At 45.6% G+C, this 15,729-nt stretch carries 20 protein-coding genes; 14 read left to right on the top strand and 6 right to left on the bottom strand.

Annotation, left to right across the window (positions count from 1 at the left end):
* Window positions 1–193 precede the first annotated feature (193 nt).
* Complete coding sequence (locus N6H06_RS15810) at window positions 194–1,099, bottom strand: COX15/CtaA family protein (protein WP_062749911.1); 906 nt, start codon at window positions 1,097–1,099, stop codon at window positions 194–196.
* 397 nt (window positions 1,100–1,496) lie between these two features.
* Between N6H06_RS15810 and coxB the strand changes: the two genes are divergently transcribed.
* From coxB to N6H06_RS15780, 6 genes are all read left to right on the top strand, one after another.
* Window positions 1,497–2,531, top strand: coding sequence for a cytochrome c oxidase subunit II (gene coxB, locus N6H06_RS15805; RefSeq protein ID WP_263707499.1), 1,035 nt, complete (start codon window positions 1,497–1,499; stop codon window positions 2,529–2,531).
* 32 nt (window positions 2,532–2,563) lie between these two features.
* Window positions 2,564–4,438, top strand: a complete 1,875-nt coding sequence (gene ctaD, locus N6H06_RS15800) for a cytochrome c oxidase subunit I (RefSeq protein ID WP_212953908.1) — start codon at window positions 2,564–2,566, stop codon at window positions 4,436–4,438.
* A gap of 1 nt (window position 4,439) precedes the next feature.
* Window positions 4,440–5,063 (top strand): cytochrome (ubi)quinol oxidase subunit III, encoded by a 624-nt coding sequence (locus tag N6H06_RS15795; RefSeq protein ID WP_062749141.1) that lies wholly within the window; start codon window positions 4,440–4,442, stop codon window positions 5,061–5,063.
* A gap of 1 nt (window position 5,064) precedes the next feature.
* On the top strand, window positions 5,065–5,412 hold the full coding sequence (locus tag N6H06_RS15790; RefSeq protein WP_062749139.1) for a cytochrome C oxidase subunit IV family protein: 348 nt from the start codon (window positions 5,065–5,067) through the stop codon (window positions 5,410–5,412).
* Window positions 5,413–5,534: 122 nt separating this feature from the next.
* Window positions 5,535–6,086, top strand: a complete 552-nt coding sequence (locus N6H06_RS15785; protein WP_062750807.1) for a DUF420 domain-containing protein — start codon at window positions 5,535–5,537, stop codon at window positions 6,084–6,086.
* A gap of 71 nt (window positions 6,087–6,157) precedes the next feature.
* Window positions 6,158–6,646 (top strand): TcaA NTF2-like domain-containing protein, encoded by a 489-nt coding sequence (locus N6H06_RS15780; protein WP_062750806.1) that lies wholly within the window; start codon window positions 6,158–6,160, stop codon window positions 6,644–6,646.
* 97 nt (window positions 6,647–6,743) lie between these two features.
* Here N6H06_RS15780 and N6H06_RS15775 read toward each other — a convergent pair whose 3' ends face one another.
* A complete protein-coding gene (locus N6H06_RS15775; protein ID WP_062750805.1) occupies window positions 6,744–7,097 on the bottom strand; it encodes a YugN family protein in 354 nt (117 codons plus the stop codon).
* Between the two features lie 195 nt (window positions 7,098–7,292).
* On the opposite strand from N6H06_RS15775, the gene N6H06_RS15770 reads away from it, so the two are divergent.
* Window positions 7,293–8,435: a CAP domain-containing protein gene (locus tag N6H06_RS15770; protein WP_062750804.1), complete on the top strand. Its 1,143-nt coding sequence runs from the start codon at window positions 7,293–7,295 to the stop codon at window positions 8,433–8,435.
* A 57-nt stretch (window positions 8,436–8,492) separates the two neighbouring features.
* Here N6H06_RS15770 and N6H06_RS15765 read toward each other — a convergent pair whose 3' ends face one another.
* The gene (locus N6H06_RS15765) at window positions 8,493–8,975 is read right to left on the bottom strand and encodes a PaaI family thioesterase (RefSeq protein ID WP_062750803.1); all 483 of its coding nucleotides are present in this window, start codon (window positions 8,973–8,975) and stop codon (window positions 8,493–8,495) included.
* A 148-nt stretch (window positions 8,976–9,123) separates the two neighbouring features.
* Between N6H06_RS15765 and N6H06_RS15760 the strand changes: the two genes are divergently transcribed.
* Together N6H06_RS15760 and N6H06_RS15755 are read left to right on the top strand one after the other, a co-directional pair.
* On the top strand, window positions 9,124–9,546 hold the full coding sequence (locus N6H06_RS15760) for a YlbD family protein (RefSeq protein ID WP_263707498.1): 423 nt from the start codon (window positions 9,124–9,126) through the stop codon (window positions 9,544–9,546).
* A gap of 12 nt (window positions 9,547–9,558) precedes the next feature.
* Window positions 9,559–9,828, top strand: a complete 270-nt coding sequence (locus tag N6H06_RS15755) for a YlbE-like family protein (protein ID WP_011247226.1) — start codon at window positions 9,559–9,561, stop codon at window positions 9,826–9,828.
* On the opposite strand, the gene N6H06_RS15750 is transcribed toward N6H06_RS15755, so the two are convergent.
* Window positions 9,825–10,595: an ATP-grasp domain-containing protein gene (locus N6H06_RS15750; RefSeq protein ID WP_062750801.1), complete on the bottom strand. Its 771-nt coding sequence runs from the start codon at window positions 10,593–10,595 to the stop codon at window positions 9,825–9,827. The two genes, N6H06_RS15755 and N6H06_RS15750, sit on opposite strands and share 4 nt — an antisense overlap.
* Window positions 10,596–10,748: 153 nt before the next feature.
* On the opposite strand from N6H06_RS15750, the gene N6H06_RS15745 reads away from it, so the two are divergent.
* Both N6H06_RS15745 and N6H06_RS15740 read left to right on the top strand, forming a co-directional pair.
* Window positions 10,749–11,189: a YlbF family regulator gene (locus N6H06_RS15745; protein ID WP_263707497.1), complete on the top strand. Its 441-nt coding sequence runs from the start codon at window positions 10,749–10,751 to the stop codon at window positions 11,187–11,189.
* A gap of 92 nt (window positions 11,190–11,281) precedes the next feature.
* Entirely contained in the window at window positions 11,282–11,560 is a 279-nt protein-coding gene (locus N6H06_RS15740; RefSeq protein ID WP_011247223.1) for a YlbG family protein, read from the top strand.
* Window positions 11,561–11,605: 45 nt separating this feature from the next.
* Here N6H06_RS15740 and N6H06_RS15735 read toward each other — a convergent pair whose 3' ends face one another.
* Window positions 11,606–11,983: a DUF7147 family protein gene (locus N6H06_RS15735; protein WP_062750799.1), complete on the bottom strand. Its 378-nt coding sequence runs from the start codon at window positions 11,981–11,983 to the stop codon at window positions 11,606–11,608.
* A 588-nt stretch (window positions 11,984–12,571) separates the two neighbouring features.
* On the opposite strand from N6H06_RS15735, the gene rsmD reads away from it, so the two are divergent.
* Both rsmD and coaD read left to right on the top strand, forming a co-directional pair.
* A complete protein-coding gene (gene rsmD / locus N6H06_RS15730; RefSeq protein WP_263707496.1) occupies window positions 12,572–13,123 on the top strand; it encodes a 16S rRNA (guanine(966)-N(2))-methyltransferase RsmD in 552 nt (183 codons plus the stop codon).
* Window positions 13,124–13,127: 4 nt separating this feature from the next.
* Entirely contained in the window at window positions 13,128–13,607 is a 480-nt protein-coding gene (gene coaD, locus N6H06_RS15725) for a pantetheine-phosphate adenylyltransferase (protein WP_062750797.1), read from the top strand.
* On the opposite strand, the gene ylbJ is transcribed toward coaD, so the two are convergent.
* Entirely contained in the window at window positions 13,604–14,821 is a 1,218-nt protein-coding gene (gene ylbJ, locus N6H06_RS15720; protein WP_212953904.1) for a sporulation integral membrane protein YlbJ, read from the bottom strand. The two genes, coaD and ylbJ, sit on opposite strands and share 4 nt — an antisense overlap.
* 116 nt (window positions 14,822–14,937) lie before the next feature.
* Between ylbJ and N6H06_RS15715 the strand changes: the two genes are divergently transcribed.
* On the top strand, window positions 14,938–15,726 hold the full coding sequence (locus N6H06_RS15715) for a patatin-like phospholipase family protein (protein WP_082808471.1): 789 nt from the start codon (window positions 14,938–14,940) through the stop codon (window positions 15,724–15,726).
* Window positions 15,727–15,729 lie beyond the last annotated feature (3 nt).

Here is a 15,729-nt window from a genome sequence, read left to right as displayed (position 1 = left end):
GTTAATTAAACGTAGACGCTTGTCAAAGCAACGACGCAGTCTAAACAGGCTGATAAAAAACGCTTGTCAGCCGAGGCGCGAAACCGAGTGAAGATGCGAATGAGCATATGAACGAGGGAGCAACGAAGGATGCGAGCGTTTGTCTATAGTTTGAAAACAGGCTGGGCACTAGCCCAGCCTGTTTTCGCGTTTTTTATTTAGCTTTGTTCCGTGTGACAAGCATGACCATATAACAGAGCAGTGTAAATAGGAGCGAAATGAGCAACGCGTGGAAGATCCCGAGTGTTAGCGTCTCGTTATGTGTGAGGACAACAGCAGCCCCTGAAGCAGCTTGGCCAATAACGAGCAGCATCGCTAGGCTTGCGCAAACGACGAGCACGCGGGAAGCGCGAAATGTTTTTAATGTCCAGATAAATAAAACAACCAAGAGCAATGACAGCAAGATCGCAGCGCTACGGTGCAAGAGCTGGACGCCGATCGCTTCAGTAAACACATTTGGAATCCACTGCCCATTGCAAAGGGGGAAGCCTGAACAAGCAAGCGTTGCGTTCGTATGTTTGACGTAAGCGCCTGTATAGATGGCTACATAGGAATAAATCGCTACAAAAATAACATAGCCTTTGTATGCCTTTGAGACAATTGGTGCATACTGCTTTTGGGGATTGCTATCTTCAAAAGCGAGCCTCGTTAGCAGCACAACCGATGCAAATGACAAAGCAGAAAAGCCGAAGTGAAGCGCCATGATTAAATCAGACTGGCCAAACACAACCGCCCCTGCCCCTAGCAAACCTTGAAAAATGATCATAAAGACGGAAATAATCGCGAGAAAGCGAGTTTCGGGCATATGCTTTAGGCGACGCCATGACCAAATGGCCATTAAGATCACAAGCATGCCGACGATGCCGGCAACAAGGCGGTGTGAGAACTCAATGACCGTCTCAGGAGGCGGGTCGAGAGGAATGACTTGGCCAAAACATAAGGGCCATGTTTGCCCACAACCTTCACCAGAACCTGTATTCGTGACGAGGGCTCCTTGGATGAGCACCAACAGCACGCCGAGCGAGGTGATAACGCCTAATCTTTTTAATCCTTTATGCAATCGTTTCACCTTTCCTTCTATAATCTTATCGAAAAATATGGTAAAGTTAGAGTGGGTCTTGAAAATGCTTCTTCCATCTTAAAAAAGGTACTAGGTAAAGTCAATTTTTCAGCTGCGAACATTCTTTGACGGTTTCAAATGTGACATTTACGTGAACAAAAGGAATATGATGAAACCGTCCCCATTTTGCGTTATAATCAAAAAGACAGTTTTTACAAGACTGCATGATACCAAGGTACCGATCGTTAGCACAGTTTGCAATCCTAAGTGTTTTCAGTTTAATCGGAGTGCTAAAAAATGAATACGGTTGCGTAAAGTGCTTGTAAAAACGAGTTTTCGTTCGCTGTTGGCAAAAAAAGAGATCGAGACAATGTGAAAAAGAAAGTGAGGGGCTTTGATGAGAAAACAGATATGGCGGCTTGTACCGGTAGCACTAATGCTGTTTTTGCTTTCAGGCTGTCTAGGGGAAGAAAACCTGACTGCGCTTGACCCTAAAGGGCCTGCAGCACAATGGCTTTATGACAACATGCTGTTGTCGATAGCGGTTATGACGTTCGTCTCCATTGTTGTATTTGTGATTTTTTTCCTCGTCATTTTTAAATTTCGTCGCAAAGAGGGCGATGAAGTACTGCCGAAGCAAGTGCACGGGAATACGGCGATGGAAATTACATGGACCGTCATTCCGATCATTTTGCTGATCATTTTATTCATTCCTACTGTTACAGGAACGTTTGATTTCCATGTAAACGCGGATCCAAGCGAACATGAGGACACAGTGTACATAAAAGTAACTGGTCATCAATACTGGTGGCAATTTGATTATGAAGAAGGCTTTACAGCCGGACAAGAGGTGTATATCCCGGTAGGCGAAGATGTCGTATTTGAGCTGAATGCCGAAGATGTAATCCACTCTTTCTGGGTTCCGGCTCTTGGCGGGAAAATCGACAATATTCCTGGGGTAACCAATGCGTTGACGCTCAATGCCGATGAACCAGGAGTCTATAAAGGCAAATGTGCTGAACTTTGCGGACCGTCCCATGCGCTCATGGATTTTAAAGTGATTGCTTTGGAACGCGATGAGTATGACGCTTGGGTGGAAGACATGCTTGCCGTTGAACAAGAAGCTACTGCGGCCAATGCAGAAGCGGGCTATGAAGCTTTTCAAGAGAATGCCTGCATTTCTTGTCATGCAATTGGCGGACAAGGCATGGCGACAGGACCAGCGCTGACCAACTTTGGCGATCGCCAAACGCTTGCTGGCGTCTATGACATCGACGATGATGAGCTGTTGAAAGAATGGATTCGAGACCCGCAATCTTTGAAGCAAGGCAACAACATGCCAGCTCATCCCGACATTAGCGACGAAGATCTCGATGCGATCGTCGAATACTTGCGCTCGCTACAAGTGCGGGGAGCCGATCAAGAGTACTAATATAGAAAGAACGGGTAAAGGAGGGTCTTAGATTGGCTAGTTATAAAAAAGAAAAAAGCGTTATTTGGGATTGGCTGACGACAGTCGACCATAAGAAGCTCGGCATTATGTATTTAATTGCGGGAACGCTTTTCTTTGTTAAAGCAGGATTGATGGCTGTGTTTATGCGGATACAGCTCATGTTTCCTGAAAATACGTTTCTAAGCGGCCAGACGTTTAATGAATTTATTACGATGCATGGCACCATCATGCTGTTTTTGGCAGCGACGCCTTTGCTGTTTGGTTTTATGAACTACTTCATTCCATTGCAAATTGGCGCCCGCGACGTCGCGTTTCCGTTTGTAAACGCACTCGGATTTTGGATTTTTATGTCGGGCGGGTTGCTCTTATCACTTAGCTGGTTCTTTGGCGGCGGCCCTGATGCAGGCTGGACGGCTTACGTCCCGTTGTCACTAAATGAAAACCAGCTTGGCCTCGATTTTTACGTGCTTGGTTTACAAGTCTCGGGGATTGGGACATTGATATCTGCGATCAACTTCCTCGTGACGATCATTAACATGCGTGCACCAGGTATGACGATGATGCGCTTGCCATTGTTCGTGTGGACATCATTTGTCACGTCCACGTTAATTTTGTTTGCCTTTACGCCTCTAGCAGCTGGGCTTGCTTTACTAATGCTTGAACGCATATTCGACGCCCAGTTTTTCAACCCGACAGCAGGAGGAAATGTCGTCATTTGGCAGCATATTTTCTGGATCTTTGGGCACCCAGAAGTGTACATTCTCGTTTTGCCAGCGTTCGGAATTATTTCTGAAGTTATTCCGGCCTTTTCACGCAAAAGGCTTTTCGGTTACACGGCAATGGTGTTCGCGACGATGATTATTGCCTTCCTCGGTTTCATGGTGTGGGCCCACCATATGTTTACAGTCGGCATCGGACCGGTAGCTAACTCCATCTTTGCGATCGCTACGATGACCATTGCTGTTCCGACTGGTATTAAAATCTTTAACTGGCTCTTTACAATGTGGGGCGGCAAAATTACATTCAATACGTCGATGTTGTTTGCTTCTTCATTCGTGCCGACGTTTGTGCTTGGCGGGGTTACAGGGGTCATGCTCGCGATGGCGCCAGTAGACTATTTGTACCATGATACGTACTTTGTCGTTGCACACTTTCATTACATCATTGTCGGTGGGATTGTGTTTGCCCTATTTGCCGGATTGTTTTATTGGTATCCGAAAATGTTTAACCATAAGCTGAATGAGAAGATGGGAAAATGGTTTTTTGTTTTGTTTACAATCGGTTTCCATTTGACATTCTTTATCCAGCATTTCCTTGGATTGATGGGAATGCCGCGCCGCGTTTATACATACCTTGGCGGCCAAGGCCTGGATGATTTCAACTTAATCAGTACAGTGGGCACGTTCTTTATGTCGGCTGCTGTCATTTTGCTTGTCATTAATATTATTTATTCAGCGTTTAAAGGGGAGCGTGTCATTGGCGTGAACGACCCGTGGGATGCACGGACGCTTGAATGGTCGACGCCAACGCCTGTGCCTGAATACAACTTTGCGCAAACGCCGCAAGTTCGTTCCCTCGATCCGCTTTTCTACGAAAAAGTGCATGGCGACGGAACAATGAAACCGGCAGAACCTGTTGGCGACATTCACATGCCGAACGGTTCGATTTTGCCGCTCATTATTTCGATTGGTCTTTTCTTTGGTGGTTTTGGCCTGATTATGTTGGAAATGGATAACCCAATTATCAGTCCATGGATCGTTGTTGCCATAGGTGCGGTCCTCACGTTTGGCGCGATGGCGCTCCGCTCGATCAAGGATGACCATGGCTACCATATTCCAAAAAGCGTTGTTCAGGCAGATTTGAAAAAATGGGGAGGTGGCAAATAATATGGCTGGATCTGTAGATGCTACAAAAGGACTGCCCTCCCATCCGGAGCGGGCAACACTGGAAGGCAAAAACAAGTTTTTGGGCTTCTGGTTTTTCCTAGGCGGAGAGACAATCATGTTTGCAACCTTTTTCGGCACCTATTTAGGGCTTCGCAATGGTGTCGGCAGCGGCCCCTCTTCAACCGATTTGTTCACACTGCCGCTTGTGTTCCTCATGACAATGCTGTTATTGACAAGTTCAATGACAAGTGTGTTTGCCATGTTTGCGATGAAGAAAAACAAATTCAAGCAAATGATGACGTGGATGATCATTACAGTTGTATTAGGATTGACATTTTTAGGGTTGGAAATTTATGAGTTCCAACACTATGTCCATGACTATGAATTCGGCTTTACGACTAGCGCGTTTTCATCGGCATTCTATACGCTAGTTGGTCTACACGGCGCCCACGTGTTGTTCGGACTCGGATGGATCACGCTTTTGATTATCCGCAACTTCCGTGCCGGCATTACATTGACGAATGCACCGAAGTTTTACGTGGCCAGCTTGTACTGGCACTTCATTGACGTCGTCTGGGTATTTATTTTTACGGTTGTTTATTTAATGGGAGTAGGAGGGTATTAAGATGGCGGATGACCATTTGAGTAAGCCGTTTGATAAGAGCGCAATGACGGAAGCAGAAAAACGGGAAATGAAAACGGAAATCCGCAATCAAATCGTCGTGTTTGTCCTCATGTTGTTTTTAACTGTGCTGGCATTCGCGGCGGTTGGTGCCGATATTATTCCAAATAATTTCGCTGTACCGTTTATCCTTATTCTTGCTGTCGTTCAGCTACTGCTCCAGCTGTTGTTCTTTATGCATATGAAGGATAAAGACCATACTTGGGCAACGGTGTTTATCATTACGGGAATCTTTGTCACAGTACCAACGATTGTTTCGCTTATGTTGCTAATCGGTATTGTGAAATACTAGTGGAAAAAGCCTTGGCTCCTTGGTCAAGGCTTTTTCTATATTTCATCAAATTGCAACATCGACAAGCGCTGAAATGCCCGTATGTATTGTAGTATACTTAGTAGGCAGTAATTGGAGGAGTGATGGACATGGAAAATGGCTCAAATGAATACAAACAAAAACGGAATTATCGACCGGCAATTATTACCATCTCGGTCATCTTGATTGGCGCAATCATGATTCTATCGGGAATGCCAGGGGTAGAAGACTTTGATTTGTTTGACGTCACCATTTTGCCGATGTTGAATGCGATTTTTAATTCTTTTACCTTTCTGTTTTTGCTTTGTGCATTGGTTGCCATTCTTAAGCGGAAGGTAAACGTACACAAACGTTTTATTTATGCTGCCTTTTTGACGACAACGCTATTCTTGGTTACGTATGTGGCCCATCACGTGTTAGCAGAGTCAACATCGTATGGCGGCAGCGGGTTTATGGCCGTGTTTTATTATTTCATTTTGATTACACATATTGTGCTTGCAGCAGCAATTGTCCCGTTGGCACTGACAAGTGTGGCGAGAGCTTGGAACATGGAAAATGAGCGCCATAAGCGGATTGCCCGCTGGACGATGCCGCTATGGTTGTATGTCAGTTTTACTGGTGTGCTCGTTTACATCTTGATTTCACCTTATTATTAATGGTTTCCTTAAGGGCTCCCTTTCAGGTATACTAGAGGTGCGGCATCAGCGAACAGAAGGGACGAGAAGGAATGGCAGTGACATCTATGTGGAAAAGGCAAGTTGCCGTCGCGCTAGTGGCAGCGGCTTTACTCGGCGGATGCAGTGATCCGAAGCCGGGAGCGCTCCATGCCGTTCCAGACGAGACTGCTGAGCGTGTTTCAGCGTTTGTGACAAGCTACAAACAAGATATGGTGGCAGCGGTAAATGATCACGAATTGGCTCAATTGGAAGCGGACTATTTGCTTCCTAATACGTCTTTTTTCCATGCGTTACAACGCTACGGAGAAGAGCTCCAAAAAAATGGCTCAATGAAAGAGCTTGTTTCATTTGAAGTAGAAAACGTGTACGAAGATGATAAGGAAGGCGACTATTTCGCAGATGTCATTGAGCAAGTCCACATTGTTACAGACGATCAAGTCGATGACATTACCAGAAACGTCCGTTATTGGGTGGTGGAGGGAGCTGACCAGTCATTGCGGCTGTATACGATTATCGACAGGACGAATGAAAGCGATTGACTCCTTGGTCTCTAATGTTATTTTGGCAAAAAAATAAGGCGAGATCCTACTCCTGTAGCATCTCGTCCTTTTTTGTAAAGATGAAGTGGCTAGTTCCTTACCACTCAGCCTTAATCGTTTTTGCGAGAAGAGCCAACTTGTTATTGCATTTGTCAATGACTGCTTGCGGGAAAGTCTCGCCTTCGTATTCTACGCCGTGAGGGTAGTAATACTTACCAAGAATCGGCGTCATGATTTGCACAATCGTGGAGGGGCGTGGAATTTCCCCTTTCACGGCATAGGCAGGGACACGCAAATAAAACGTGCCTTCGTGGTGAACGATCTTGTAGTCGAACATGACCCGTTCATAATCCCACTGGTCGACATGGATAAAGCCGAGCGATTTGGCTGCGTGATGCACAATTGAAAATGCTACTTCTTTTTCTTCAAGTCCTGTATCCGGAAATTTCACAGGTTTTCCCCCTTCATTCGACAGCTGTTTCTCATTCCTAATGATAGTATGAAACGCTTTCTTATGCAACGGGAAACGCAATTTTCCTAGACGGGATGCAAGACAGAAAAAGACACCATTCCTCAAGACTAGAGAAAGGAAAATCGGCAGTAGTTGCCAATTTTATAGCTAAAGGCACGGAAGGGATGTGAGAAGATGCTTAAACGCTCAGCACTCCTAATGGTTCTACTCGCCATATTGGCAGTGCTCGTTTATGAACAACAAAACCAGATGGCGCCTGCGCCGGATGCTTCAATCGGTCAAATGGCTGCTGAAAAAAGAGAATCTAGCAATGGCGGCAAAGACATTGACCAAACAAGCCGCTTTGCCACTGAAGAAAAGTTAGATGACGTTGAGGAAACGGATGAGGATGCAGGCGAATCAGACGCAAAAACGGAGCAAGCGTCAGCTTCGCTCGTTAATGTCTCTGCTTTAATGGGAAAGCAGGAGGAAGATGTGATCGCCACATTCGGTGACCCAGTGCGGAAAGACCCTTCTGCCTTTGGTTATGTGTCATGGATCTATACGAATGTCGATAATGGTTATTTAGTCGTCTGCGTTGAACGTGGTGAAGTGGTTTCTATAGTGGCTAGCGGCTCGGCTGCGGCAGGGTTCTTAGGAAATGAACGCGCCAGTTTTTCTGAATTAGAGAAAAACCACTCTTTTGAAGAAAATGTACCTGTCGAAACAGATGACGGCCAGTTCACGTTCCGTTTAACAGAGGAAGACTACAAGATGCGGCCACTTGCGCCAGTTGACGATTACTGGCTGCAAGTTTATATGGATATCCATACCGACGAAGTGTCAAGCATCCGTTTAATGACGGATGAGGTGCTGCTCAAACAAAAACCGTACTCATTAAGCTATACAGGTACGCTTCCAGAGAGGCCAGAACTGTCGGAAGAACAAGTGAAGCAAGTGGAAGCTGCGAATGAACAGCAGATCTTTGAGCGGACAAACCACATACGCGCTTATCATGGCTTGCATCCATTTGAGTGGTCCCAAGAGGTAGCAGATGTCGCTTATTTGCACAGCAAAGACATGCACGATGAACAATATTTTGACCATGTTTCGCCAGTTAAAGGAAACTTAGCCGACCGATTTAATGCGGGCGATGTGCCATTTGCCATGGCAGGAGAAAACATTGCCTTGAAATATGTGGATGGCATTGCAGCAACAGAAGGTTGGTTAAACAGTGAAGGGCACCGGGTCAATTTGCTTCATGAGGAGTTTACGTTCTTAGGCGTTGGCGTGTATGAAGATTATTATACGCAAAATTTTTTAAAGCCCCAATCATAGAGATTCAAAAAGCCAGTAAGCGCACAAATACGCCTACTGGCTTTTTTACATTGCCGACTAGCTACGAGGAATCACAAAAAACGTAGCTGTCGCTTTGGCAAGCAAACGTTCTTGGTCATCAAACGCTTCCCCTTCTAAAACGATGAGCTGTTTGCCTTTATGGACGATTTTGGCAATGCATCGCATCAATGAGCCTTTTCCAGGGCGAAGGTAATGGATATTGAGCTGGGAAGTAACAGCCGTTAAATGGGGCGGGAGGCTGTTCATAGCGGCGCCGCCTAGAGTTGAATCAAGAAGGGTAGCAGTCATGCCGCCGTGAACGATTTGCAGGGGATTATGTACAAGGGGGCCTAGCGGCATCCGCATTTCAAATGTCTCATTGTCGTGTTGGCTTATTTCTGCTTTCGTGATCCCGGCCAAATAGGTAAGTTGTTCATTTTGTTGTTTGGCGAGCAGCCCGTCTACGATTTGCTCAAGCACAGCCAGCTCTTCTTCTGTTGCATGTTCCATATAGTGGTTTAATTTTTTTTTAACATCCATGTCATTCACCTTTTTTCACATATCTAGTTGGTCTACATACTCTAGTAGTGTACCAAACATTAAAGCGCTTGCGCAAAAAAAGATGAACATTGGACTCGATGGGCGGATATACTACTATACATAATCCATTTAAGAAAGGATGGTACAGATGGAAGGCAAGGCGAATCTGCATCCTTCAGTCGAGGAATTTAAAGCTTTTATACGGGAACATCCTAAGCTCATAAAAGAAATAAACGAAGGGAACAAAACGCTTCAGCATACCTATGAAGAATGGACGGTCCTTGGCAGTTCACATGAACACTGGACTCCTTATAAAAATAAAGATGCCACTACTTCGTCCGCTGCTAATGAAAAAGAAACAGCCGACGAGTCTGCTAACACTGGTACAGAATTCATCAATCAATTGATGGGCATGGTAAAGAAAATGAATATCCAAGATTTGCAATCACACCTAAACCATTTTAGTACGATGCTTAGCAACGTCCAAGGTTTGATCCAAACGTTTCAAAAGCCGTCAGAACCAGTGCGGCAAAGGGAAAGTGAATCGCCTTTTTCTTTTAGGAGAGATTAAGGGGGCCGGCAAATGAGAGAAGAAGTACAACGTAAAATTTTTGAACAGCCAGAGTTGAAGGCATTTATCCGCTATCATCCTGAATGGTACCGGCGGCTTGGGCGACAGCCTGACCAGCTTGCGGCAATGGAAAGAGAAGCAAATTATTTTTATGGAAAAACATGGCCGCAACGGGTTGAAAAAATGCAAAACAACGTCAGCATGGTAATGATGTTGATGGAAATGTTGAAAATGGGGCAAAACACAGTAGCTGAAACAGTCCAATCCGTAACGAACAATTAAATGTCCGTTGCGGATTTTTTGATGGCCTCATAAATGAATGATTCCGGGCGCAAACCTTGCTCGTGGAAGCCTTGGTTGCCGAAGAGCACATTGAATTCAAGGATATAGAAGCGATTTTTGGCAACTAGGACATCAAAGCCAGCGTGGTTGATGTTTAATGCAGTTGCCACTTGTTCAACAAGGGCGACCGCTTCTGGGGGGATTGCTTCAAAGGAAATCGTGCCTCCTTGGGCGATATTGTTGCGAAACCCTGACTCATTCATACGCCAATAGCTGCTGATGACACGATCTCCAATCACACATAAACGCAAATCACGGTCGCTTTCAATGTATTCTTGGACGTAAAGGACTTCGTGGTTGTCAGCATAGGAGCGGAGTTGTTGTTCATTTTCAATAAAAAACACGCCTTGTCCCATCGATGAACGCACTGTTTTGGCAATGAAAGGAAAAGAAAAAGAGGCAATGATTTTTTGAACCATAGCGTTACTTGAACCAACGATCATCGTGTTTGGTACATTGTCTGGACAAACAGCCCATAATGCACGTGTCATTTCAATTTTGCTGTAACCAAGCTGAATGCTTTCAATGCTTGGGAAAATCGTTTTTTTAAAGCCGTAGACGAGGCTCGTCACTTGCCAATTTTCAGGGAAAAGGCATATATCTGCGTGGGCAATTTTTTGACGTTCCTGAAACATGGCTTCAGGCTTTATGTAATCGATGCCTGGTATGCCAATTGTCCGGAATGGATTAAATGTAACAAGATTCACGATGTTTCCTCCTCAAGGAAAGATAGGTTGGCAACAAACGGGGAGAAGCCATAGTCGAATGAATTATAGAGAGGTTTTAGGTGGCTTGTCAACGTATAAATGATTACCCTAAAAAGAAATAATCGTGCTACAATGGAAGAGGAGGTGTGCGCCATGATTGCTACAATTGATGTGATGGACATGCTTCAAGCGTCAGATGAGCTGGCAGCAATGGTGCTGCAGTCAAGCGTGTTTGCTAATTATCGCTTATCCCGTGCCCGTTTTGAAGAAAACCGTGCTGCACAAGCAAAGGTAGAACGCTTTAAAAAAGTGAAGCAAGCCCATGAGGAAGTGCAGCGTTTTGGCAAATATCATCCCGATTATAAGTCGGTATCCGCGGAAATTCGTATCGCAAAGCGCGAGCTGGATAAAGATGAGGTCATTTCCGCTTTTAAGCAAGCAGAAACAGAACTTGAGTCACTTTTAAACGAACTAAGCGCCATTATCGCCCATAGCGTTTCTTCTTCTATAAAAGTACCTACAGGTAACCCGTTTTTTGACTCGATGCCTTGCAGCGGCGGCTGTGGCGCAGGAGGGAGCTGCAGCTGCGGCTAGGCAGATTTAGGCCTTGAAACGTGGATAAAATGAATGTAGGATGAGAAAAATGATAGCAACGCAAATTGATTTGATCAAAAGGGGAATGGAAGATGATTAGCCCAAATCGGCAAGGGATTGTTGTCTGGCTTACGTCGCTTAAATATGCCCGCCAGCTAAGACGGTTTGGACATGTCCAGTACGTCTCAAAGAAAATGAAATACGTCGTTTTTTATTGCGACCAGTCAAAAGTGCCTGAGTTGGTTGACAAGCTCTCCAGCTTTCATTTTGTTACGGACGTTAAACCATCCATGCGCCCGTTTATTAATACGGAGTATGAAGGGGCGAAACCAGATAAAGCAAAAGAATACGATTACAAATTAGGCATATAGCCTGGAAGGTGGTTGATCCTTCCAGGTTTTTTTCATGTCGAATGCTTAGCTTAATGGCGGCAAAATTCGCTGGAAGCGGAGTACGCCAACAAGGTATTGGTCGTATAATTGTATATCGTAAAATGCGCTTTTTGGCTTCACTTCCAGCTTGAAAACGGTAAAGCCAAGTTCGGAAGCGAGTGCATAGAATGCAGCTAGTCGCTTGTTTTGGCGGTTGTTTGCCTGAAATCCTTCCCTGCATATGTAAATCGGCATAAATTGGCTGTCTCCGGCTGGCTTAAAGCATACGGCCAAGGAAGAACGTCCCTCTTCTGTTTGCAACTCCAAAAAAGCATGAGCGCGCTTGGCATTGCTTTTCGCCAGTTCTAGCAGTTCAAAGAAATCAGTGTAGCCATTTCCTAGTTCGATAAATCGTTGAATCATCGTGCATTTCCTCCAACTACGTTTGAGTGCAGAATAGCATGGGAGCAAGCCTTTGTCGAGCAAAAAATAGGCGCCCTTCATGAAGAAGAGCGCCTTGCCATGATTTTCACATGGCTATGGGAGAGGAGAAACCGGAGGAAGAGCTTATGGGGAAACGTAAGCCTTCTCCGCGGTTGTCGCAACACGTACTGTGCTGCTAACATCCAGTATGGTCAGGGAATCGTCGCTTTATACACGTCTTTTAACAGCTTTTTGAAAGAAGTTCCTTTTCTCTAATGGGAAGGGGATGAATGATCCGGCTAGACGAAGCCTGGAAGTCTTATTGCTCTTGTTTGTGGCAATTTGATATCATCAATGTTAACTAGATATAACGTTGCAGTATGAATGAAAGGAGATGCGAATCATTTAGTACTGGGCTAGCTCTTTGTCTGTAGGATATTTCTGGGCCTAGCGATTGTCTGCTTACTGTAGGAGAAGAAGGCGCCGTAATCCGATCCGTCAAAACTTGGACAGACTGTAAGCGTGTTGCAAGTAGGAGAGGTTCATATATGGTACGATAGAAGAAAAACAGATGATTAGGTGATGGAAATGAGGGTTATTGCTGGTGAAGCACGGGGCTTACAGTTAAAAGCCGTTCCTGGAAAAACAACACGGCCGACGACAGATAAAGTAAAAGAAGCGATGTTCAATATCATTGGCCCTTATTTTGATGGAGGGAAGGCGTTAGACCTTTATGCAGGTAGCGGTGCTTTAGGGATTGAGGCGCTAAGCAGGGGAATGGAGTCATGCATTTTTGTTGACCAGAACAAGCAAGCAATTGCAACGATTCACGCCAATTTAAGCCATGCTGGCTATACAGATAAAGCAGAAGTATACCGGAATGATAGCTTGCGCGCTTTAAAAGCAGTAGGAAAGCGAGACGTCTCATTTGACCTTATTTTGTTAGACCCCCCTTATGCCAAGCAACAAATGGAGACGCTTTTTGGTTTGATTGACGACTACAATTTGCTTGTGCCAGCAGGCGTAACGGTTTGTGAAACAGCACTACATATACAGTTGCCAGATACAGCAGGGCCTTTAGTAAAAGGACGGGAAGAATGCTATGGCGATACGAAACTAACGGTTTACAAGAAGGGTTGATTAGATGAAAAGAGCAATTTGTTCAGGGAGCTTTGACCCTGTCACGAATGGCCATATTGACTTATTTGAACGGGCTGGCGCACTGTTTGACGAGATCATTATCGCCATTTTAATCAACAACAAAAAAAAGCCGCTCTTTCCATTGGCAGAACGGGAGCGGCTGTTACGGGAATCCATTGCCCATATAAAAAACGCGACCATTGATTCGTTTGATGGCTTGCTTGTCGATTATGCGAGAGAAAAGGAGGCGACGGCCATTGTGCGAGGCCTCCGCTCAAATGCTGATTTTGAATATGAAAAAAATATTGCCGCAATGAACAAAGAACTTGCGCCACAGTTGGACACCCTGTTTTTGATGACAGATCCGAATTATTCTTATGTCAGTTCCAGCATTGTTAAAGAGGTGGCGAGCTACTCCCAAGATGTGTCAAAGCTTGTGCCACAGCCTGTTGCTTATGCTCTTAAGGAAGTATACCGTCGCTAGCCGACTTCGCGTAACCAAACGCGGACGTTGGCGAAAATAAAAAACAACAGCGCACATAGGGTGATCACGCCACCGTAGGCGGTGAGCCATTCCCAAATACGTTCGCCAAACAAAGCAGGAGCGTTGGCGCCAAAGCTTCCTGTTTCGTGGGCATTCGGCTTATAGAGCGGTTTAAATAGGAGTGCGGCTAGCAAAGCGGCAAACAAGCCGTGCAGAAAACGGGCGAAAAAAAATGGGCGGAAACGCAGGTCTGATTCAGTCAAGATGCTGGCCACTTGGGCTTGCACCGAAAAGCCTCCGAACCCAAGGATGAAGGAAACAACAATGAGCTGAAACAACATAGAAACGCTGTCTGTGCTGCTTATTTGTTCGGCGCCAATTGTGATTTCAAACAGACCAGCTAAAAAAGGCTTAGCTAGATCAGGCGGAAGCGCAACAAGCGAAAAGAGCTGTTGGACTGCTAGTGCTACAAGGCTAAGAACGCCCAGTAGTGACAGCATCTGGTTTAACACGGAAAACAAGATAATAAAACCGCCAATCAACAGCAGCGTTTGGATAGATGAGCGAACGGCATCGCCGAGCAACTTTCCGAGCGTGCGCCCATCTTTCAAGCGTTCTTCATGCAAGAGCAAGAAAGCGTCTTTTAGGTGTAGCCCCTTTTTGCTGCGGCTTTTCTCGTCCGTTTCAGTAAGCCCATAAAAACGCATGGAAAGCCCGACTAACACGTTGCCACCATAGTGGGCGATTGCCAAAACGATTCCTAGTGCAGCGTCGTGGAAAAAACCGACTGCAATTGCCCCAAAGATAAACAAGGGATTAGACGAATTCGTAAAAGCGGCAAGGCGTTCACCTTCTATTCGCGTGACTTTTTTTTGTTGGCGCATGCGGACAGCTAGCTTAGCCCCTGCAGGATTGCCGCTGGCTAGCCCCATTGCCCAAACAAAGCCGCCAATGCCAGGTACAGAGAAGAGCGGGCGCATGAGCGGTTCCAATAGTACGCCTATAAACGAAACTACTCCAAAGCCGATCAGTAATTCGGAAACGATAAAGAAAGGCAAAAGCGACGGAAAGACGACGTGCCACCACATCTCAAGGCCGCGTGTTGACGCGTCCAGTGCCTCTTTAGGAAACAGCATGAGCGCAAATGCAAGCACAAGTGCGGCGCCCGCAAGGAAACCAGTTTTAACGAGCGATGCCAAGTGGGCTTCTTTCATGAATGGGCGTCCTCCTTTTTCATAGCTGATGCCTGTCCTCTTAAATATACGCATAACGGTTTGGTTTAGACCATAAGATTGAAACACGTTAAGCGAACGAGTACAATAAGGAGGAAATGCCTATGGGCGCCAAAAAGCCAACGATTGGACTGGCCCTTGGTTCTGGCGGGGCTAGAGGCTTTGCCCACATTGGTGTGTTAAAGACGCTTACAGAAGCGGGCGTTCGAATTGATTATCTAGCTGGTAGCAGCATGGGGGCACTGGTCGCGACTATGTATGGTGTAGGCCATTCGGTTGAAACGATGGAAATTTTTGCAAAACGTTTCAAACGAAAATATTACTTGGATTTTACGGTCTCAAAACAAGGGCTTATTGCTGGACAAAAGATTGAAAGCCTTATTCGTCTACTGGCTAAAAGAAAAAAGCTGGAGTCGCTTTTTCCGCCAGTACAAGTGGTAGCAACCGATCTCTTAAGCGGCCAAAAAGTGGTGATGTCAAAGGGAGACGTCGCTAAGGCGGTTCGAGCAAGCCTGTCGATTCCAGGCATTTTTGTTCCTGTCCAACAGGACGGGCAGCTTTTAGTAGATGGCGGGGTTGTAGAACGGGTGCCAGTATCTGTTGTCCGCCAAATGGGGGCGGATATTGTCATTGCTGTTGACGTTTCCTATTTTCGAACAACACTTACATCGCCCTCAATCTATGAAATTCTCATGCAAACGATGGATGTAATGGGAAGGGAGTTAGCGCGGAAACAGGAACATGCCGGTGACATTCTGCTGCGGCCGATTCTTAAACACTCGTCTCCGCTAGACTTTTCAGAGACAGACCAGCTCATTAAGCAAGGGGCAGATGCATGCAGAGAACAACTCCCGGGGATTTTGAAGTTGATTGACCAATGGAGGTAGGAG

Origin of the sequence: Shouchella tritolerans, assembly GCF_025770735.1 — a bacterium.
GTDB classification, from domain to species: Bacteria; Bacillota; Bacilli; order Bacillales; family Bacillaceae_D; genus Shouchella; species Shouchella tritolerans.
The sequence above is the reverse complement of the archived record's forward strand: the minus strand, read 5'-3'. Positions and strand labels throughout refer to the sequence as shown.